Here is a 20,730-nt window from a genome sequence, read left to right as displayed (position 1 = left end):
TTTTAATTTTGATCTATGCAAAAAAACAAGCTTCTGGCTCATCTTGAAACTTTTCTTACACCAAGGCGCATCGAGTTATTTAATAAAGTAATTGCGCAGCGAACCAATCATTTTACCGTGGCAACGCAAGACGTTTATCAGCTTCATAATACCAGTGCGGTTATTAGGAGCTGTGAGGTATTCGGACTTCAAAATATTCACGTGATAGAAGAACGTAAACCTAAAAGAATAGACAGGGAAATAGCAATGGGCGCCCAAAAATGGGTAGATGTTAATCGTTATGCTAATTCAAAAGAATGTATTGGAGAATTGAGAGCTAAAGGTTATCAAATTGTGGCAACTACACCGCATGGAGAAAGTACAAAACTAGAGGATTTTAATGTGGAAAAACCTTCTGCTATTTTCTTCGGAACAGAAAAAGATGGTTTAAGTGAAGAAATCCTGAATGAAGCTGATTGTAGGATTAAAATACCAATGGTGGGTTTTACTGAAAGTCTCAATATTTCAGTTTCAGCAGCTATAGTTTTACAACACATTACTTCCACATTAAAAAACAGCAAAATTAACTGGGAACTATCTAATAAGGAAAAGGAAAGCCTGAAATATGAATGGCTAAAAAAATGTATTAAAAACTCTGATTCAATAATAGCACGATACAATTCAGAAAATGCTTAATTTAGTTGAATAATTTTAACGAATGACCCTCTTTTTCTACCTACTTATTGCGTTTATTACATTTATTGCTTTTCTACACGCCTGGGCAAAGAAAAGATATGATATTAGCCGAACTATGGTTATTAATACTCCTCGCGATGTAGTTTTTAGCTACGTAAGACAATTGAGGAAACATCCACTTTGGGTACCCTGGTTTTCAAAATATCCTAATACCATTTTAAAGCAAAAAGGAGAAGATGGCAAACCTGGAGCGGCTATTTATTGGAAAGGAGATAATAAGGGAATAGGGGAAGGCACTCAAAAAATTATAAAGGTTAAACATCCCAGGGTTTTTGAAACCAGGGTACTTTTTGTAAAACCGGTAAAGGTAAGTATGCTCACATATTTTGCAGTAAAGGAGCTGGAACCTGGTAAGTCTAAAGTAGTTTGGGGAATTAGAGGAAATTTGCCTTTTCCACTTTCGGTAATTAGTCTTTTTTATAGTCCTAATAAGCTAATGGGGCAGGATATTGAAAAAGGGTTGATTAACTTAAAAACCAAAATGGAGAAAAAAGTAAAGTTTTAATCTCGCTGCAAAACTTTATATTCTTCGTAACATCCACTTAAGGCATCCAAAATTTGTAGATCGTTGGCAGATCTCAAGAAATCTTTGGAGTAACTGCATCTTTGTAGAATTTCGTTAAGTTCTACTTCATTTAATGGAAGTAATGCAATTAATGTTTCTCTATCAAACTTATTTCTAAGCAGGTTTCTAATCTCGTCATCTTCTTTCATTTGCCTCAATTTCCGCATTTGCTTCGGTTTTTTTCCGAAGATATTATGCATTAAATCGGCAGGATTAAAAATGGCTCCCAGAGTTCGGGAAATCGCACTCGCAGAATTATCTCCACCTTCGTAACCTGCATTTAAGCCAGATATACTGTAGCGATTATTTTCATAAATGGGAATGTTTCTGGCGTCAATCTCTAAATATCCAGTAAGGGTAACTGGTTTAAGAACCACTTCTTCTAAAGCAATTCCTAACTCCGTCATTTTTACTTTTACACTTCCATATTTAAGCCAGTCGTTAGTAACTCTAACTTTTATAGATCTAAAACCAAGGTAAGAGAAATATAGCGTATCGTTAACGGTAGCCTGCAATTTAAAACTTCCGTCTTCTTCACTAACAGCACCTTTCACCTGGTTGAGGTTCACAATGTGTACTTTCTCAATAGGTTTATCATCAGCAGCGTTCATCACGGTTCCTGAAATAACATCTTGTGAGAATGCCTGAAAAGCTAAAAAAAGGAATAAAAAAGTAAAAAGGAATTTTCTCATAACAATTGGCGCCTAAATTATAAAATACTTATAAAAAACAATGCCATAATTGATAATTTAGGCGCCAGATGTAAATTTAATTTTTATTGCGTCTTCTTTTAATAGAACTCTCTACGTTTTTGCTTCGGTTACCGGATTTTTTTCCTCTTCCCGAACCACCTTTAAAATCGTCTGAGCGTCTGCGACCACCACCTTTAAAATCTGGTTTGCCGCCGCCTTTGTTGAATTTTCCACCTTTACGGCCGCCACCCCCACCGCCGCCGCGTTTTCCACGTCCGCCGGTATCTGTAGTTTCTTCAACATTAATAAATCTGCCTTGATGTTTAAAGTCCTTAAAAGTACTTAAAACCGTCTCCGTATTTTTAGCATCGGTATTAAAGAAAGAGAAGCTATCCTTAACATCAACTTTATAAACATCGTCACGACCCAGATCTAGAGTTGCTTTAAGAAAATCTTTAAGGCTCATCCAATCAAAATCGTCTTTTGCGCCTACATTGATAAAGTAGCGTGTTGAATCTCCAGAACCACCACCATCTGCAGGAGCAGAGGGAGAGTTAATTCCTTCAGAATTCTTATAATAATTAAAGAAGCGAGTGAATTCTACAGAAAAGAACTTTTTAATAAGCTCTTCTTTAGTAAAATCTTCCAATACTTCATTAATTGCAGGCAAATACGAATCTATGTCGTGATTTATTTTTGTCTCCTTAATATCGTTTGCCAAGTGAAACAGCTGTACGCGGCAAATTTCCATTCCATCAGGAATATCTTTTTGCTCAAATTTTTGCTGAATAATACGCTCAATACTTTTTATTTTACGCATTTCACTTTTAGTCACAATAACCATTGAAACACCACTCTTTCCAGCACGACCGGTACGGCCACTTCGGTGAGTATAGGTTTCAATTTCATCGGGTAGCTGGTAGTTGATTACGTGTGTAATATCATCTACGTCAATTCCACGAGCAGCAACATCTGTAGCTACTAGCATTTGAATTTGCTTGCTTCTAAAGCTTTTCATCACCAAATCTCTTTGGTTCTGACTAAGATCACCGTGCAATGCCGCAGCGCTGTACCCGTCTTCAATAAGCTTTTCGGCTACTTTTTGAGTATCTCTCTTTGTTCTACAAAAAATTACAGAAAAAATATCTGGATTGGCATCTGCCAGTCTTTTTAAAGCTTCGTAACGTTGTCTTGAATTAACAAGATAATATTCGTGAGAAACATTAGAAGTTCCCTGGTTTTTGGATCCTACCGTAATTTCAATAGGAGTACGCATAAATTTCTTAGCGATAGTTGCAACTTCTTTAGGCATAGTTGCAGAAAATAACCAGGTATGCTTTTCTTTTGGGGTATGAGAGAGTATTGCTTTAATGTCTTCGAAGAAGCCCATATTTAGCATCTCATCTGCTTCATCTAAAACACAATATTCTATTTTAGAAATGTCTACCAGGTTACGATTAATCATATCCTGCATACGCCCCGGGGTAGCTACAATAATTTGTGCTCCTCTTTCAATTTGTCTTGCCTGGTCTGTAATACTGGCGCCACCATAGATAGCAACAGGAGTAAGACCTTTTTCAAACTTTGAGTAATTTTTTAATTCGTTGGTAATTTGTAGGCAAAGTTCACGGGTTGGTGAAAGAATTAATGCCTGAGTATGTTTTTTACTAACGTTTATTTTCTGGATAAGCGGGAATCCAAAAGCAGCTGTCTTTCCTGTACCGGTTTGGGCTAATGCCACCATATCGGTATCTTCATTTAGTAAAACAGGAATCGCTTTTTCCTGTATTTCACTTGGGTCTGTAAAACCCATATCTTCGACTGCTTTAAGAATAGAAGGGTTTAAACCTAATTGTTCAAATTTGTTCATATAAAAAATTAAATAAGCGGCAAAGGTACGGCTTAGATAGCAATATACACCTATCTACTCCCTTTATTTTGAAAGATAGGCTATTAGCTCCTTAAAGGCAATCCCCCGGTGGCTAATTTCTGATTTTTCGCTTAAGCGCATTTCAGCAAATGTTTTTTTGAAACCCTCGGGTGCAAAAATTGGATCGTAACCAAATCCCTGGTCGCCACGTTTTTCCTCTATTATTTTTCCTTTGCAAATTCCGGTAAAGAGATTTTGATTATCGTTTAAATTTAATGCGATGGCCGTCTTGAATTGTGCATTTCTATTTTCTTTGCCTTCTAAATTCTTGAGTAGTTTATTCACATTGTCGCTGTCATTTTTAGCCTCTCCGGCATAGCGGGCCGAGAAAACACCGGGTTCTCCATTTAATGCCTCTACCTCAAGACCAGTATCATCTGCAAAACAATCATAGCCATAACGATGTCTAACATATTCTGCTTTTAAAATAGCATTTCCTTCTATAGTATCTGCGGTTTCAGGAATATCTTCACTGCAGCCTATATCGTCTAAGGATAAAAGTTTAATGTAATGTGGTAAAAGAGCCTTTATTTCTACTAGTTTATTTTTATTGTGTGTGGCGAATACAAGTTCCATAAGTTATGTTTTATCGGTGATGATAGGGTTCGTTTTTTAAGATGGTAAAAGCACGATAAAGTTGTTCGGTAAAAAAAAGCCTCACCATTTGGTGAGAAAAGGTCATTTGTGAAAGTGCAACTTTAGCATCTGCTCTGTGATAAATTGCTTCAGAAAATCCATAAGGCCCGCCAATTACAAAAATAAGTTGCTTTAGCCCACTGTTTAATCGCTTTTGAATATATTCAGAAAATAATTCTGAAGAAAACTCTTTTCCGTTTTCATCTAAAAGCACCAAAAAGTCTGAATTCTGAATTTTAGCCAAAATTAATTCACCTTCCTTCTCTTTTTGCTGTTTTTCATCCAGGTTTTTTGTCTTTTTAAGATCCGGAATAATATCAATTTCAAATTTATTATAAAATTGAAGACGTTTTTTATAGATCTCAATAAGTTGCTTCAGCTCCCGATTATCGGTCTTTCCTATACAGAGTAATTTTATCGTCATTCGGTAGATTTTAAGCAGACTTTGCTACATTTACAAAAATAAGTATTGAAAATGATCTCAAAAGTAGAATTTGAAAAAGAAATAGATTTTATTATAGAAAACGCTATTAGGGAAGACGTTGGAGATGGGGATTATAGCTCTTTAGCTTGTATACCTGCTGAAGCTAAAGGTAAAGCGAAATTATTAGTGAAAGATAAAGGGATTATTGCCGGAGTTGATTTTGCCCTGAAAGTTTTTGAAAAAGTAGATCCAAAATTAAAAGTTGAAGTTTTAATTAAGGATGGAGAAACTATAGAACGTGGTAATGTAGCTTTTTATGTTGAAGGAAGTTCGCAATCTATATTAAAAGCTGAAAGGCTAGTTTTGAATGCGATGCAAAGGATGAGCGCTATCGCTACAAAAACCAATACTTTCGTTCAAAAATTAGAAGGTACAAATACCAAAATATTAGATACCAGAAAAACAACTCCCGGTATTAGAGCTTTGGAAAAATGGGCGGTAAAAATAGGAGGAGGAGAAAATCACAGGTTTGCACTATATGATATGATTATGCTAAAAGACAACCATATTGATTTTGCCGGTGGAATTACAAAAGCTATAAATAAAACCAAAGCTTATCTTAAAGAAAATCAACTTGATCTTAAAATTATTGTAGAAGCAAGAAATTTAAAGGAAATTGAAGAAATTCTAAAGAGCGTTGGTGTTTATCGTATTTTAATAGATAACTTTAATTACGAAGATACAAGACAGGCGGTAAAACTTATAAATGGTAGTTGCTTAACAGAATCTAGCGGAGGAATTACCCTTGATACCGCTCGAAAATATGCAGAGTGTGGTGTAGATTATATTTCCAGTGGTGCATTAACCCATTCGGTTTATAATTTAGATCTCAGTTTAAAAGCAATATAAATGTATGGCTCCCAAAAAAGCCCTTCTATCTAAAATAGAACAATTTTCAAGTTGGTGGGAAAATAAAACCAAAGGGATAATTTTGCCCGGCTTTGATGGTTTATCGCTTTACGATCTTTGGGAAATATATTCCAGTGGAATTATAAAAGGAACTTTCTCTACCAGAGCAAGTGCTATTGCTTTTAGTTTTTTTATGGCCCTCTTTCCATTTTTGCTGTTTATGCTTAATCTTATTCCTTACATTAATTTTATAGACGATTTTCAGCTGCAATTTCTGGTGTTTATGGATTCTTTGTTACCTCCAAATACCTCAGAATTTTTTAATGATATTTTTCTGGATATAGCCAATACTCCGCGGGGTGGACTACTTTCAATTGCGTTTATTGTTTCTATTTTTTTAATGACCAATGGGATAAATGCAATCTTTACCGGTTTTGAATTTTCCTATCACACCAATGCCAATAGATCAATTTTAAGGCAATATATGGTAGCTGTAGGGGTTTCGCTTATTATGGCTTTACTTTTATTGCTCACCGTAATATTGGCGGTTTATTTAACCTATGCAATAAGTGATTTTAATGACTTAGGAATAGGCTTCAGTGAGCTTAGTGCCGCCTTTGTTAAATATTTGGTCTTTGTTTTACTCATTTATTCGGCAGTAGCTACTTTATATTATTTTGGAACCAAAGAAGCACGCCAGGCTCGATTCTTTTCTATAGGCGCTTTTTTTACTACTTTTTTAATTTTAATATTCACTTACCTTTTTGGGTTGTATATAGAAAATTTTTCTACCTATAACGAACTTTATGGCTCGATTGGTGCATTGTTAATATTAATGGTGTATATCTGGTTAAATTCTAATATATTGCTATTAGGCTTTGAATTAAATGCATCTTTAATAAAAATGAAGAAAAAAATTAAATAACTTAACAACCTAAAACCACATAAACATGAAAACAATATTCTTTTTATTTGTTGCCGTTTTCGGCTTAAACTCAATTTCAGCACAAACAGAAATAGGTGACGCCACATTACCCAATACTTTGCAATTTGATTCTGAGACACTAGTACTTAATGGAGCGGGAGTAAGAGAAAAATTCTGGATGGATATGTATGCCGGCGGACTCTATCTTAAAACCAAATCTGGGAATGCAACAGAAATAATGAGTAAAGATGAAGCCATGGCACTCAAATTGCACATAGTTTCCAAAATGATTACCAGTGAACGAATGATGGATGCGGTAAATGAAGGTTTTGAAAATGCAACCGGTGGAAAGACAGCACCGATTTCTGCCGAGATCAAAAAATTTATCAGCTTTTTTGAAGATGAAATCAATAAAGGGGATATTTTTGACCTTGTTTATCTGCCTGAAAGAGGTTCGGTAATCTATAAAAATGGAAAAGAAAGTGGTACTATTCAAGGGTTGGAGTTTAAGAAGGCTCTGTTTGGAATATGGCTTTCTAATGAACCGGCTGATAAAGACCTAAAAAAGGGAATGTTGGGTAATCAATAAATTTTGAGATAATGAGAATAAAATTTAACCTACTTAATCTATTATTTTTTGGATCTATCCTGATATCTTCAGGACTGCAGGCCCAGGAAGTTTTTGGGAAATGGAAAGTAGTTAATGATGCCGGTCGTGTAAATTCTATTGTAGAGATTTATGAAAAAGATGATGCCGTTCATGGTAAAGTAATAAGAATTACCAAAGAAGAGCATCGTGATCGTAAATGCACCGAGTGCCCGGGGAAACTTAAAAATCAGCCTATAGAAGGCCTAAACGTTATTCGTGATTTTAAAAAAGAAGGTGACGAATATGTAGATGGTACTTTAATTGACCCAAAATCTGGAAAAGAATATAAAGGGAAAATTTGGGTAAATGAGGAACACCCCGATAAGCTTAACGTTCGTGGATATATCGCTTTTTTCTATAAGACTAAAGTTTGGGAACGCGCCGAATAAATTTTCTAAGAAATTAAATACTGTAAAAGCCATTCTTTTTTAAGGATGGTTTTTATTTTTGAATAAACTTACGCACCAATAAGATTTATAGTGCTTAAGCTTAAATTATAATATTTATTTTTTCAACTTTATGCCATGTGGTTTTTTCTGGAGTATTTTACTCCGGAATCAAAATTTTAATATTCCGGGGCCTGCCTCGCTTTCAAAAAAAATCCATTTAATGCCTCCTGGGCTTTCCGCGAGGTAATTTACTTTAGTAGATATGTCGTATTTTATAGATGTTATTTTACCATTGCCGCTGCAAAAGCGTTTTACATATGCAATTTCTAAAGCAGAAGCTAATTTTTTAAAAAAGGGAATGCGTGTAGCTGTACCATTTGGTAAATCTAAAGTTTACACCGCCATTACCGCTGCAATTCATCAAAATCCACCACAGGTTTATGAGGCTAAACCTATAAATCAGATTTTAGATAAAACTTCTTTAATTACTGAGCATCAATTAAAATTTTGGGCCTGGATCGCGTCTTATTATATGTGCGCTGAAGGGGAGGTTTTAAAGGCGGCCTTGCCTGGTGCTTTTTTATTGGAAAGCGAAAGTATTGTGCAACTCACCAAAGATGCGAATATTGAAGAAGCCGAATTAGAAGATGAAGAATACCTGGTAATAGAAGCTTTACAACGGCAATCTTCAATAAAGATCCAGGAGGTTATGAAAATTCTAGATAAAAAAAATGTATTACCTGTTATTAATCAACTTGTGCAAAAAGGATTGGTGGTGCTTAATCAGGAGATTTATGAACAGTATAAACCCAAAAAAATACGCTATGTTAGATTAAATGCTGAATATGATGATGAAACTAAAATGCATCAGCTTCTTGATGAATTGGAAAAAGCACCAAAACAGAAAGAAGCTTTATTGAGTTTTTTCAGTATTAAAGCACAGCATAAGAAACCTTTAAAGGTAAAAGACTTAAGTGATAAATCTGGCGTTTCAGCCGCAATTATTAAAAGCCTTATCAAAAAAGAAATTCTCGAGGAGTTTTACGAAAAAACTGATAGGGTTACTTTCTCAGGGGAATCTTTTCAAACCGGGATTCAGTTAAGTGAAATTCAAAATCAAGCTTTTTTAGAAATAGAAGCCGGATTACAAGAACAAAATGTTTGTCTATTTCATGGAATTACTTCCTCAGGAAAAACAGAGATTTATATAAAACTGATAGAAAAGGTTATTGAAAATGGCCAGCAGGCACTTTATGTTTTGCCAGAAATTGCTTTAACCACTCAGTTAATAGAAAGACTTCGAGCCTATTTTGGCGATAAAGTTTTAGTTTATCACAGCAAATATTCGGTAAACGAAAGGGTGGAGGTGTACCAACATATTTTAGAAAATTCAGAAAAAGCGCGTATAGTAATAGGAGCGAGATCTTCAATATTTTTGCCTTTTGCTAATTTAGGATTGGTTGTAGTAGATGAAGAGCACGAAACTTCGTTTAAGCAATTTGATCCCGCACCGCGCTATCACGCCCGGGATGCTGCGGTAGTTTTGGCGAATTTATTCAAAGCAAAAACCATATTGGGATCGGCAACACCTTCATTAGAGTCTTATTTTAATGCTCAACATCATAAATATGCTTTTGTAGAATTAAATCGCAGATATGGTGATGTTCTGGAGCCCGAAATTGAAATTGTAGATATAAAAACCAAATATAAGAAGAAGGAGATGAAAGGGCATTTTTCTGATAGAATGCTCGCTGAAATTAAAGAGACGCTGGATGTTGGAGAGCAGGTAATCTTGTTTCAAAATCGAAGAGGATTTTCTCCGGTCCTGGAATGCAATACTTGCGGGCATTCTCCTCAATGCCCTAATTGTGACGTAAGTTTAACTTATCACAGCCATAATAACCAGTTACGTTGTCATTATTGTGGTTATCATATAGCAATGCAAAAAAAATGTATGGCCTGTGATAGTCCTGAAATCACCACTAAAGGTTTCGGAACTGAACAAATTGAAACCGAGTTGAAAGCTATTTTCCCTGATTATAAAACGGCGAGAATGGATCAGGATACTACTCGGGGGAAATATGCTTACGAAAAATTGATCAATGCTTTTGAGCAACAGGAAATAGATATTTTAATAGGTACGCAAATGCTAACTAAAGGGCTTGATTTTAGGAAAGTAAACCTGGTGGGAATAATGAATGCCGATAATTTGTTGAATTTCCCCGATTTTAGAGCCCACGAACGCAGTTTTCAACTGATGCTCCAGGTAGCGGGTAGAGCAGGGAGAACAAAGAAGCGTGGTAAAGTTTTGATTCAGAGCTATAACCCGCATCATCAAATAATACAGCAAGTTTCTATGGGAGATTATGGGGGGATGTATAAGGATCAATTAGAAGAACGCTACAATTATAAGTATCCGCCATTTTACCGATTGATTAGAATAACATTAAAATGCCGGGATTTCTCTAAAACAAATGATGGTGCCGAGTGGTTAGCTAAAGGGATGAAAAACGTTTTTAAGGAAAATGTTTTGGGGCCGGAGTTTCCTCCCGTTTCGCGAATTAGAAATGAATATTATAAGAATATTTTACTTAAAATTCCGCAGCAGCAGTCTTTAGGGAAAACAAAACAAGTGTTACAGCGAATTATGGAAAGCTTTAGAGCTATTGGAGCTTTTAGAAGCGTAAAAGTGGTAATTAATGTAGATCCTATATAAAAATTAGACTGGCTTTTTTTGAATGTTATCCCGAACTTGTTTTAGGATCTATTTTGGTAACAAGTTAAAACCTGAAAATAGTTCAGGTTGATGATAAGGTAATTGCGTGGGAAGTAAATTATTTTACTGAATAGCACTTAGAGCTTCAACTAGATTGGTTTTCTTATGGCGACTAAGCGGTAATTTTTGCTTATCAATCTCAATGTTCTTAGAATTGTAACGCTCAATTTTATCTAGGTTTACTATATATGATTTATGTGTTCTAAGAAATTTATCGTTAGGTAATTGTTCTTCAAAAGATTTCATGGTAGCGAGCACCACAAAATTTTCTTTTTCGGTAACAAATTTCACATAATCTCCTAAAGCCTGGATGTACTTTAATTTGTTTAGAAAAACCTTTCGGTTTTTGAGGTTGCTTTTTACAAAAATATAGTCGTCATCCTCTGGAGCTGCAGCGATTTGATGCTTTAATTTATAAAGATTTATCGCTTTATTAACCGCGTTGTTAAAACGCTCTTTAGTTACTGGCTTATGAATGTAATCTACCGCATCATAATCAAAAGCCTTAAAAGCATATTGTGTTTTCCCGGTAACAAAGATAATTTGTGGTTTATTAGGAAGATCGTCTAAAAGTTCAAAACCTGTTAATACAGGCATTTCAATATCAAGAAATATTAAATCGATTTCATTATCAAGAAGACCATTTTTAGTTTCAATGGCATTGTTGTATTCTGCTACAAGTTTAAGGTTAGCATGATCTTTAATCAGCTTTACAATAGATAAACGCTGTAAGCTGGAATCGTCAACAACAAGGCATTTGAGTAAAATTTCTTCCACGGTAGTTAGGTTAAGTAGAAACAATATTAAACATAAAATATCATAATTACAAGATAAACTTTATATAAGTAGGATTAATTTAAACTTTATTCTAAACTATATAATTGATTTTTAAATCTTTTATTATCAATGTGGAAATTATTGATAGAGTAGAATACAAACCAGCCATATTAGGTAGAATTTACTTTACTTTTATGCTTTGAGAATAGAAATAAATAAGTTACTTTTGCACCCAATTTAATTTAAAGTAAATTTTTATGAACACTTATGAAACTGTTTTCATCTTGAATCCCGTTTTATCTGATGAGCAGATAAAGGAGACAGTTCAGAAATACGAAGAATTTCTTGTTTCTAAAGGGGCCGAGATGGTATCGAAAGAAGATTGGGGGCTTAGAAAATTAGCCTATCCAGTTCAACACAAAAAAAGCGGGTTTTACCACCTGTTTGAATTCAAAGCTCCAGGAGAGGCTATAGAGCCGTTGGAACTTGCTTTTAGAAGAGACGAGCGTATGATGCGTTACCTAACTGTAAAGTTAGATAAGCATGCTATTGCCTGGGCTGAGAAAAGAAGAAATAGAAGACAACAAGAAAAAGCGTAAGTATGGCTACATCTATTGAACAACAAGCAAAAGGAAAAAAAGACGGTGAGATTAGATATCTTACTCCTCTTAATATAGAGACTAGTAAAACGAAAAAGTATTGTCGTTTTAAAAGGTCTGGAATTAAGTATATCGATTATAAAGATCCAGATTGGTTAATGAGTTTCGTGAACGAGCAGGGTAAATTGTTACCTCGTCGTTTAACAGGGACTTCTTTAAAATACCAAAGAAAAGTGGCTGTTGCTGTTAAAAGAGCACGTCATCTTGCGTTAATGCCATATGTTGGTGATTTACTAAAATAAAAAGAGGCAATTATGGAATTGATACTTAGACAAGACGTAGATAATTTAGGTTTTAAAGATGATGTTGTAAACGTTAAGAACGGTTATGGCAGAAATTATCTTATTCCTCAGGGATATGCACATCTTGCAACTCCTTCAGCTAAAAAAGTTTTAGCTGAAACCCTGAAGCAAAGAGCCTATAAAGAGCAAAAACATATCGATGAAGCTAAGAAGCAAGCAGAAAAACTTAATAACGTAGAGATTAAGTTAACTGCTAAAGCTGGTGCTGGAGACAAATTATTTGGATCTATCACTAATGGTGATTTAGCTGAAGCTTTCGCTAAAGAAGGAATCCAAATCGATAAGAAATTTATTAGCATTGCAGGTGGTAATATCAAGAGATTAGGACAGTACGAAGCAACTTTACGTTTTCACCGTGAAGTAGTGACTACTTACAATTTTGATGTAGTATCTGAAGCTTAATTTATTTTATTATACAGTTAAAAGCCCGCTCCAGTAGTGGGCTTTTCTTATTTTAGTGAGACTCTAATTTATAAATAGCGAAGCTATGCAATAAATAAGTAGGTCGAACTAATCCCGACGCAGGTCGGGATCTATTTTAATTTTTTTTGAAGATGAAATATTCCAGATTAACCAAAGAACAGTTTGAAGAAATGAAGCAGGAATTTATTAATTTCCTTGCATCACAATCTATTACTGCTGATGAATGGGCGAAGATAAAAAAAGAGCAACCAAAAGCGGCAGAGCAGGAGCTTGATGTTTTTAGTGACCTTATTTGGGAAGGCGTTCTAAATAAAGTGGAATACCTGGAACATTTTTCAGCCAATCAAATTTACCTTTTTCATATTACCGAAGTCACGATTCATCTTATTGCCATTAAAATAGAGCACGAAGGAGTAGATCTAACCACAAGAAAAGGTTATGGCTGGTTACAAACTAATTTGTTAAACGAATCTGTAAATATTTATACTTCTTCTAAAGCTTTAAGTGAGGATAGAAATAAAGATATTTTTGCACTTATAAAGCAAGGTGCAAATATTACAAAAGGTGAACTTTTTAACTACTTTGAGAAAATGGTAGAAAGCAGGTAGATTTAAAATAATACCCTAATACAAACTAGACAATCATTTGGAGATAAATTGATTCGTTAGGAAAATCTACTTCGCCTCGGATTTTATTCGGCTCTAGATTTATGTGATTCGGACCCTAAAATGCCAGGAAATTCTCTGTAATTATTGCTTTGTAAACCCCTGTGATTTCCGGAGAATAAGTTGTATTATTAATTTCATAGCGTATTGAAATGTAATTGAAAAGCTCTAATTTCACTCCTCACTCCTCACTCCTCACTCCTCACTCCTCACTCCTCACTACTCATACCTAAGTGATTCTATAGGATCCTGTTTTGCTGCTTTGGCTGCAGGATAACTTCCGGCAAGAATAGCTACTAAAATTGTAATTCCTGTAGCCCAGAGAATAGCAACCCATGGTGTGGTAAAATCAAAATCGGCGGCTGCAGAAACTCCAATTCCAATTAGTATTCCAAGGATAATTCCCAAAAGTCCACCTAGTTGTCCAATAATAAGGGTTTCCATAAAAAATTGGGTAGCAATAGTTTTTCGTTTTGCACCCAGGGCTTTTCTAACACCAATTTCACGCGTTCTTTCGGTTACACTTACAAGCATAATGTTCATTAAAGCTATAGAAGAACCAAATATGGTAATGATAGAAATAATCCAGGCTGCATAATTTAGGTAGCTGGTAATAGAGAAAATTCGGTTAATAAGATCGTCACTGCGTTCCAGACCAAAATTATTTTCTTCTATAGGGTTGAGTTTTCTGATGTTTCTAAAAGTTAAAATCGCTTCATCTTGTGCACCTTCCAACAGCTCTTTATCATCAACTTTTACACTTACGGCATAGTTAATCTTTGGTTGGGTGAACATAGAACGCGCTACCTGAATAGGCATTAAAACCCTTAGATCTTGATTGTTTCCAAAAGTAGAACCCTTAGATTCCAAAATTCCAATAACCCTAAATTTGCCACCTCTAATGCTAATTATCTTATCTATAGGATCGCTTCCTTTAAAAAGTCCTTCGGGTTTCGCGAAATCAGAGCCCAGCACGACTACATTGTTGTTATTCTGAATATCAAAAATATTGAACTCCCGGCCTTTTTCCACGTTTAAACCAGAATTCTCAAGAAAGTTCTCATTTACACCAAGCACTCTTACCTCTGGATCTGTTTTTTCGTTGATATATTTTACTTCAGCACCAGAAGTTCCTGTGAAAGAAACTGCAGTTTGCGCCTGCGGATATTGATAATTTTCTTCAAATTTCCGTACTTCCCGGTAACTGATTATAGGATTGATTTTTTCGACTTCGCCGCCTCCCCGGCGTTGAGAATTGAACTCATAGCGTTGAATATTAAAAGTATTGGCACCCATAGAGGCAAAATCACTACTAATAGTGTTTTCTAAAGCCGTAACCGCACTTAAAATTCCAACTAGTGCGGTAATGCCAATTGCAATAATCAACACGGTAAGTATGGTTCTAAGTAACTGACTTTTAATGGAATTAAAAGCAATGCTTATGTTTTCTTTAAATAACCCAAACATAGAATTTTTTTTCGGTGCTATTAAGTTAGACTTCATAAGTGGAAGAATGTTACTTAAAATCTGAAATTTGTTTGGGTTCATTTAAAATTTAAGATATTTGCAGCATCGTTTCAGGCGCATTTTGGCGCTATTTTTAAACTAATAATTGGTATTTATACCCTAAAGATTTTATGGCACAGAAACCTTCTATCCCAAAAGGAACTCGAGATTTTAACCCGGCCGAAGTCGCTAAAAGAAATTTCATTTTCGATAAAATTAAAACAGAATTTAAGAAATTTGGTTTTCAGCCTATCGAGACGCCTAGTTTTGAAAATTCTGATACTCTGATGGGGAAATACGGGGAAGAAGGAGATCGATTAATTTTTAAAATTTTGAATTCGGGCGACTTTCTTAAGAAAGCAGATGCGGCGGCTTATGAAAATAGAGATAGCCTGAAAATAACTTCTTCTATTAGTGAAAAAGCCTTGCGATACGATCTTACCGTGCCTTTTGCACGTTATGTAGTGCAGCATCAAAATGAAATAGATTTCCCATTTAAGCGTTATCAGATTCAACCGGTTTGGCGAGCCGACAGGCCACAGAAAGGGCGTTTTAGAGAATTTTTTCAGTGTGATGCAGATGTAGTTGGCAGCAAAAGTCTTTGGCAGGAAGTAGAATTCGTGCAGTTATACGATGCAGTTTTTTCAGCTTTAAAATTAGAAGGTGTTACTATTAAGATCAATAACCGAAAGGTACTTTCTGGTTTTGCCGAAGTTATTGGCGAAAAAGATAAACTTATTGATTTCACAGTAGCACTGGATAAACTGGATAAGATAGGGGAAGAGGGTGTAAAGAAAGAAATGCTGCAAAAAGGAATTTCTGAAAATGCCATTGAAAAAATTCAGCCAATCTTTAGTTTAACCGGTTCTTTTACTGAGAAAATTGCAGGAATTAAAGAAATACTGGCTTCTTCTGAAACCGGAAAAGAAGGTATTAAAGAACTGGAATTTATTGAAAAAGCTATTGCTGAAATGCCATTGAAAACGGCTAAACTAGACCTGGATGTAACCCTTGCTCGCGGATTAAATTATTATACAGGTGCTATTTTTGAAGTTTCTGCTCCAGAAAATGTAAAAATGGGATCTATAGGCGGCGGCGGTAGATACGACGACTTAACCGGGATTTTCGGTTTAAAAGATATGAGCGGCGTTGGAATTTCTTTTGGCTTAGATCGTATTTATTTGGTTCTGGAAGAAATGAATCTTTTTCCTAAAGCAGTTACCCAAAATACCAAAGCACTTTTCATCAATTTTGGTGATAAAGAAGCGCTTTATGCGCTAAAAGCGGTAAATAAACTGAGAAGCGAAAATATTACTGCAGAGTTATTTCCTGATACCGCGAAAATGAAAAAACAAATGAATTACGCCAACAAACGCGAAATTCCGTTTGTAATACTTGCTGGAGAGGAAGAAATGGAAGCTGAAAAATTTACCTTAAAAAATATGAAAACAGGCGAGCAGCAAAAAGTAGATTTTGCAGAGTTAATAAAGGTTTTAGGTTAAATTTTAATTTTATAAGTAATTTGTCATTGCAAGGAATAATTGGACTTTAGAAGAATTATAAGGAGGCAATCTTTTTATGGATAAATTGGATGAGATTGCTTACACTGCCGAACAATGCGGCTTCGCGATGACGTATAGTTTGTTTTGTACGTCATTGCGAAGCTTTTTAGCTGAAGCAATCTCTACTTAAGACGGGCTTTTATTTTTTGTTAATCCTATTTACTGGCCTTATTTAAAATCTCCATGTCTTCTTTTGAAAGCGAAACCTCAATGGCTTCGGTAAAAGATTTAAGGTGAGAAGATTTAGTAGCACTGGCAATTGGCGCACTTACACCGGGTCTTTTTATTAACCACGCAAGAGCAACCCCGGCCTGAGAAATATTATGCTTTTCAGAAATTTGATCCAGGATTTTTAGAATTCTTTCTCCGCGCTGGTTTAAAAACTTCTCTGTAAACATTTTTCTGTCTTTACCTTCAAAGTCTTCTTTTTCACGATATTTTCCAGTTAGAAATCCACTGGCGAGGGAGAAATAAGGAATTACACCTAAATTATTTTTAGAACAAATCTCTTCGATTTTGCCTTCAAACTTGTCCCGCACCATTAAATTATATTCCGGTTGAAAAACTTCATAAGCCGGTAAATCTTTTTCAGCAGCTCCAGTTATGGATTCTTGCAATCTTTCCGTAGAAAAATTTGAAGCTCCAATATGCATTATTTCGCCACTGGACATAAATTTTTGATAAGCTTCCAACGCTTCTTCTACCGGGGTTTCTTCATCATCAAAATGGGTGAAATAAAGATCAATATAATCGGTTTGAAGTCTAAGCATGGAATCTTGAATCGCGCCGGTAAGGTAGTCTCTGGAATTATTCTTTGGTCCGCTGGGCTGTAAACTAGAGCCGCCTTTGGTTATAAGCGTAATTTTATCTCTTAATTTGCGCTCTTTCAGCCATTTGCCAATAATTCTTTCTGAAGTCCCGTGGGGTACGCCGTTTGCCCAGCGAGAATAAACATCGGCAGTGTCTAAAGTAGTAAAACCTAATTCAAAAAGCTCGTCCAGCATTTTGAAAGACTCTTTTTCATCCAATGTCCAGCCAAAAACATTACCGCCAAAGATAATTGGAGCAGATTTTAAACCTGACTTTCCTAATTCAACTTTTTTCATTTCTTAGCATTTTCACTAAAATTAATAATCAGATTTAAGAAAGGCGAATTCTACTTGAAGTTTTGGACATATTTAACTTTGGAAAGGAAATAATGGAAATTCAGGAGTGATGGAGTGAAAAGCTTGAGCTTGGTAAATTTATTTATTCTTCCGTAGCACTACTTTTGCTTTTCCATATACCGAAAATAGCAGCAATTGTTCCCAGGCCTAAAACTATAGCGAATATTTTTGGAGGTGCATTAAGTGTATTTTCCAGCTCAAACGTAAAGGAGCCAATAAGGACGAAACTTCCCAATAAAACCCCAAGGGTCATTAATATTTTTCCTACTATTTTCATTCGCTTCCATTTTCAAAATCCGATTATCACAGGTCTCACTAAAGTTTTTGCAATCGAATTTTTTTTAATAATCAGTTAAATAGGAAGTTTGAAATTAGTGTTTAAGAATTATTTCAAGGTTAATTTAAGGTCAATTAATTGTTAAGCGTTTCTTTCTTTTATAAACATTAAGATTAAAAAATAGTGTAAAGAAATTGACGGATTTTTCATGAGGGCTTTAGCTTATAGAATAAAATTACTTCCTGATTTTATAATTTTTCCAGAATCTCATCAATCCCATTAACTGATATGTCAGGTTTTTGAGCTAATTGATAGAAGCTTTCTCCCTGCCTTTTTATAAAACAGGTTTTAAGATTTGCGCGCTTTGCACCCAGGATATCCCAGGGGTGAGCCGCTACCATTAAAGCCTTATTCTTTTTAATTTCGAATTTATCCAGAATATATTGATAGCTTTCAGGGTGTGGCTTGTATTTTTTAATTTCTTCAACGCTATGGATACCGTCAAAAAATGAATCTATTTCAGCAAATTCCAGTTGAGATTTTAATACATCAGGTTTCCCATTACTGAAAGCGATAAGCGTGTAACCTGCGTTTTTTAATTGTTCCAATCCGGGTTTTACATCTGGGAAGGCAGGGAGTTTGGTGATTTCCGAAAGTATACTCTTTATTTCTGTATTGGTAAACGTTTTATCAAATTTCCCTGAGATCATTTTAAAAGTCGCTGCAGCAATTTCAGTAAAATTCCTGTAGTTTCCCGTAGTGGTTTCTACAAGAGAGTAATGCAGCAATTTTGGAAACCAAACCTCAAAACCCATTTCATTTTCTAAAGCAGCATTTACCTCCTCCTTTAAAGAGAATAGGTTTAAAAGGGTCTCATTCACATCAAAAATTATAATTTTTGGTTTCATAAAGCACAGATTTTGAAGAAGAAAGATAAGTTTTCTTTATATAAAAACCATAAAAAAGATGCGGTTAGAAAACCATTCTTTTTTGATTTAAATAAAATTAATTGGTTTTATTTTCCTGGAATGAAAGCAAGGTTGTGTTATGACCAATCCCATTTAAGGCAAGAATAATTTAGTTGCCGCCAGTCATCCTTTAGAAGCTTCAAAACGACTATGAATCAAAGAGACATTCCTTATCTGCTATTTCTATTGAGAGTTACTTTTCTAATTTAGGCAATACCATTTTCAAAAACCTTTATTTTTTCAAGCATATCTATATTAAAATAGCCACCTCTATTTTCTTTTCTTTCTATAGATTGATTAATTATTAAATAGGCCACATTAACCATATTTCGTAATTCACAAAGTGTTGTGTTTAACTTTGAGGTTTTATAAAGCGCTTCAATTTCCTGATATAATATTGCTAGTTGTTCTGAAGCCTTCAGTAACCGTTCATTGCTTCTCACAATTCCTACATACTCTCGCATTATGTATTGTAATTCTTCTGTTTTTTGATGTATAAAAAAGCTATTGATTTCAATAGTTCCTTTATCGTCCCAATCTGGTATATTCTTTGACGTTAATGCAGTGGGATGGGTACTCATGTAATGGTAAACATTATGCGCATACACTAAGGATTCTAATAGTGAGTTAGAGGCTAGCCTGTTAGCGCCGTGCAGTCCTGTTCTTGAACATTCGCCACAAGCAAATAAATTTCCTATAGAAGTCTTTCCGTTATTATCTACCTCAATTCCTCCACACAAATAATGAGAAGCAGGCACTATAGGAATCCAGGCCTTTTCAATATTAATATTTCTTGATGCGCATTCATTATAGATATTAGGAAAATGACTTTTAAATTTCTTACTGGTAATATGGGTGCAATCCAAATATACACAAGGCTCTCCAGTGTTTTTTAATTCATTATCTATACAACGAGCAACAATATCTCTTGAAGCCAGTTCTCCTCTCTCATCATAATCTAACATGAATCTTTGCCCTTTTTTATTCCTCAAATATGCTCCAAAACCTCTTACAGCTTCAGAAATAAGAAAAGATTGTCCCTGGTTTTTATCGTGCAAAACAGTAGGATGAAATTGAATAAATTCCATATCTGAGATGTAGGCCTTTGCCCGAAATGCCATCGCTATACCATCACCTGTGGCTATATTTGGATTTGTAGTATGGCCATATACTTTTCCAATTCCTCCGGTTGCTAATAATGTAGAACGAGCTTTTATGGTTTCAATAGTGCCGGTTTCTTGATTCAAAACATAAGCTCCGTAACATGAAATATCTTCGTGCTTGTCTGTTTTTAAATGATGCTCGGTAATTAAATCAACCGCAAAGTGATGATTCAGCACCATTACATTTTTTAGCTCGTGGACACGTTTTAATAATAAAGTCTCAATTTCGTATCCAGTGATGTCTTTATGATGAACAATTCGGTTTTCTGAATGTCCTCCTTCTTTACCTAAATTCAAAACACCTGTTTTATTCTGATCAAAACTGGCGCCCCAATTTTGTAAATCTTTAAATCTTTTTGGTCCCTCTTCAACAACCATTTTTACCACTGCATCATCACAAAGGCCATCTCCAGCAATTAAAGTGTCTGTAATATGTTTTTGAAAAGAATCTTCTTTAAAATCCAGTACTACGGCAACGCCTCCCTGAGCATATTTTGTATTGGACTCATCTTCATCTGCCTTGGTAACAATGCAGATCGTTTTATCCTTAAGTTTTGAAGCTATTTTTACCGCAAATGTTAAGCCTGCGATACCCGAACCAATAACTAAATAATCTGTTACAATCATACCTA

Annotated in this window: 23 protein-coding genes; 13 read left to right on the top strand and 10 right to left on the bottom strand. The window is 35.0% G+C overall.

Annotated elements, in window-relative coordinates; all coding sequences use genetic code 11:
- Window positions 1–15: 15 nt before the first annotated feature.
- Window positions 16–675 carry a TrmH family RNA methyltransferase gene (locus B5X51_RS01970; RefSeq protein WP_079719180.1) on the top strand — a complete coding sequence of 220 codons (660 nt, stop codon included), beginning with the start codon at window positions 16–18 and terminating at the stop codon, window positions 673–675.
- Between the two features lie 22 nt (window positions 676–697).
- Window positions 698–1,240, top strand: coding sequence for an SRPBCC family protein (locus B5X51_RS01965; protein WP_079719179.1), 543 nt, complete (start codon window positions 698–700; stop codon window positions 1,238–1,240).
- Here the strand turns inward: B5X51_RS01965 and B5X51_RS01960 are convergent.
- The 4 genes from B5X51_RS01960 to rlmH all read right to left on the bottom strand — a co-directional run bounded on the left by B5X51_RS01960 (window position 1,237) and on the right by rlmH (window position 4,982).
- A complete protein-coding gene (locus B5X51_RS01960) occupies window positions 1,237–1,992 on the bottom strand; it encodes a carboxypeptidase-like regulatory domain-containing protein (protein ID WP_079719178.1) in 756 nt (251 codons plus the stop codon). The two genes, B5X51_RS01965 and B5X51_RS01960, sit on opposite strands and share 4 nt — an antisense overlap.
- 76 nt (window positions 1,993–2,068) lie before the next feature.
- The gene (locus tag B5X51_RS01955) at window positions 2,069–3,862 is read right to left on the bottom strand and encodes a DEAD/DEAH box helicase (protein ID WP_079719177.1); all 1,794 of its coding nucleotides are present in this window, start codon (window positions 3,860–3,862) and stop codon (window positions 2,069–2,071) included.
- Window positions 3,863–3,925: 63 nt separating this feature from the next.
- The gene (locus B5X51_RS01950; protein ID WP_079719176.1) at window positions 3,926–4,498 is read right to left on the bottom strand and encodes a non-canonical purine NTP diphosphatase; all 573 of its coding nucleotides are present in this window, start codon (window positions 4,496–4,498) and stop codon (window positions 3,926–3,928) included.
- A 10-nt stretch (window positions 4,499–4,508) separates the two neighbouring features.
- Window positions 4,509–4,982 (bottom strand): 23S rRNA (pseudouridine(1915)-N(3))-methyltransferase RlmH, encoded by a 474-nt coding sequence (gene rlmH / locus B5X51_RS01945; RefSeq protein ID WP_079719175.1) that lies wholly within the window; start codon window positions 4,980–4,982, stop codon window positions 4,509–4,511.
- Window positions 4,983–5,033: 51 nt separating this feature from the next.
- On the opposite strand from rlmH, the gene nadC reads away from it, so the two are divergent.
- The 5 genes from nadC to priA all read left to right on the top strand — a co-directional run bounded on the left by nadC (window position 5,034) and on the right by priA (window position 10,570).
- Window positions 5,034–5,891: a carboxylating nicotinate-nucleotide diphosphorylase gene (nadC, locus tag B5X51_RS01940; RefSeq protein ID WP_079719174.1), complete on the top strand. Its 858-nt coding sequence runs from the start codon at window positions 5,034–5,036 to the stop codon at window positions 5,889–5,891.
- A 4-nt stretch (window positions 5,892–5,895) separates the two neighbouring features.
- A complete protein-coding gene (locus tag B5X51_RS01935) occupies window positions 5,896–6,816 on the top strand; it encodes a YihY/virulence factor BrkB family protein (RefSeq protein WP_079719173.1) in 921 nt (306 codons plus the stop codon).
- A 25-nt stretch (window positions 6,817–6,841) separates the two neighbouring features.
- On the top strand, window positions 6,842–7,405 hold the full coding sequence (locus tag B5X51_RS01930) for a chalcone isomerase family protein (protein ID WP_079719172.1): 564 nt from the start codon (window positions 6,842–6,844) through the stop codon (window positions 7,403–7,405).
- 11 nt (window positions 7,406–7,416) lie between these two features.
- Window positions 7,417–7,854: a DUF2147 domain-containing protein gene (locus B5X51_RS01925; protein WP_079719171.1), complete on the top strand. Its 438-nt coding sequence runs from the start codon at window positions 7,417–7,419 to the stop codon at window positions 7,852–7,854.
- Window positions 7,855–8,116: 262 nt separating this feature from the next.
- Window positions 8,117–10,570: a replication restart helicase PriA gene (priA, locus tag B5X51_RS01920; protein ID WP_079719170.1), complete on the top strand. Its 2,454-nt coding sequence runs from the start codon at window positions 8,117–8,119 to the stop codon at window positions 10,568–10,570.
- A 123-nt stretch (window positions 10,571–10,693) separates the two neighbouring features.
- Here priA and B5X51_RS01915 read toward each other — a convergent pair whose 3' ends face one another.
- Window positions 10,694–11,407 (bottom strand): LytR/AlgR family response regulator transcription factor, encoded by a 714-nt coding sequence (locus tag B5X51_RS01915; RefSeq protein ID WP_079719169.1) that lies wholly within the window; start codon window positions 11,405–11,407, stop codon window positions 10,694–10,696.
- A 257-nt stretch (window positions 11,408–11,664) separates the two neighbouring features.
- On the opposite strand from B5X51_RS01915, the gene rpsF reads away from it, so the two are divergent.
- The 4 genes from rpsF (at window position 11,665) to B5X51_RS01895 (ending at window position 13,399) form a co-directional block, all read left to right on the top strand.
- Window positions 11,665–12,006: a 30S ribosomal protein S6 gene (gene rpsF, locus B5X51_RS01910; protein WP_079719168.1), complete on the top strand. Its 342-nt coding sequence runs from the start codon at window positions 11,665–11,667 to the stop codon at window positions 12,004–12,006.
- Between the two features lie 2 nt (window positions 12,007–12,008).
- Window positions 12,009–12,308, top strand: coding sequence for a 30S ribosomal protein S18 (gene rpsR / locus B5X51_RS01905; RefSeq protein ID WP_075327082.1), 300 nt, complete (start codon window positions 12,009–12,011; stop codon window positions 12,306–12,308).
- A 12-nt stretch (window positions 12,309–12,320) separates the two neighbouring features.
- Window positions 12,321–12,770: a 50S ribosomal protein L9 gene (gene rplI / locus B5X51_RS01900; RefSeq protein WP_079719167.1), complete on the top strand. Its 450-nt coding sequence runs from the start codon at window positions 12,321–12,323 to the stop codon at window positions 12,768–12,770.
- Window positions 12,771–12,922: 152 nt separating this feature from the next.
- Entirely contained in the window at window positions 12,923–13,399 is a 477-nt protein-coding gene (locus tag B5X51_RS01895; protein ID WP_079719166.1) for a DUF6495 family protein, read from the top strand.
- Window positions 13,400–13,675: 276 nt separating this feature from the next.
- On the opposite strand, the gene B5X51_RS01890 is transcribed toward B5X51_RS01895, so the two are convergent.
- On the bottom strand, window positions 13,676–14,923 hold the full coding sequence (locus B5X51_RS01890) for an ABC transporter permease (protein ID WP_079719663.1): 1,248 nt from the start codon (window positions 14,921–14,923) through the stop codon (window positions 13,676–13,678).
- Window positions 14,924–15,093: 170 nt separating this feature from the next.
- Here B5X51_RS01890 and hisS point away from each other — a divergent pair, with 170 nt between their 5' ends.
- Window positions 15,094–16,464, top strand: a complete 1,371-nt coding sequence (hisS, locus tag B5X51_RS01885) for a histidine--tRNA ligase (RefSeq protein WP_079719165.1) — start codon at window positions 15,094–15,096, stop codon at window positions 16,462–16,464.
- Between the two features lie 215 nt (window positions 16,465–16,679).
- Here the strand turns inward: hisS and B5X51_RS01880 are convergent, their stop codons facing one another.
- From B5X51_RS01880 to B5X51_RS01870, 3 genes are all read right to left on the bottom strand, one after another.
- A complete protein-coding gene (locus B5X51_RS01880) occupies window positions 16,680–17,630 on the bottom strand; it encodes an aldo/keto reductase (RefSeq protein WP_079719164.1) in 951 nt (316 codons plus the stop codon).
- A gap of 142 nt (window positions 17,631–17,772) precedes the next feature.
- On the bottom strand, window positions 17,773–17,967 hold the full coding sequence (locus B5X51_RS01875) for a hypothetical protein (protein ID WP_079719163.1): 195 nt from the start codon (window positions 17,965–17,967) through the stop codon (window positions 17,773–17,775).
- A gap of 248 nt (window positions 17,968–18,215) precedes the next feature.
- Window positions 18,216–18,875: a haloacid dehalogenase type II gene (locus tag B5X51_RS01870; RefSeq protein WP_079719162.1), complete on the bottom strand. Its 660-nt coding sequence runs from the start codon at window positions 18,873–18,875 to the stop codon at window positions 18,216–18,218.
- 12 nt (window positions 18,876–18,887) lie between these two features.
- On the opposite strand from B5X51_RS01870, the gene B5X51_RS15875 reads away from it, so the two are divergent.
- Window positions 18,888–19,043 (top strand): hypothetical protein, encoded by a 156-nt coding sequence (locus tag B5X51_RS15875; RefSeq protein ID WP_176132709.1) that lies wholly within the window; start codon window positions 18,888–18,890, stop codon window positions 19,041–19,043.
- A 98-nt stretch (window positions 19,044–19,141) separates the two neighbouring features.
- On the opposite strand, the gene nadB is transcribed toward B5X51_RS15875, so the two are convergent.
- Window positions 19,142–20,725 (bottom strand): L-aspartate oxidase, encoded by a 1,584-nt coding sequence (gene nadB / locus B5X51_RS01865; RefSeq protein WP_079719161.1) that lies wholly within the window; start codon window positions 20,723–20,725, stop codon window positions 19,142–19,144.
- Window positions 20,726–20,730: the final 5 nt, after the last annotated feature.

The sequence above is a fragment of the Salegentibacter holothuriorum genome (assembly GCF_900168045.1).
Classification (GTDB): Bacteria; Bacteroidota; Bacteroidia; order Flavobacteriales; family Flavobacteriaceae; genus Salegentibacter; species Salegentibacter holothuriorum.
This window is presented reverse-complemented; position numbering and strand designations above follow the sequence as displayed.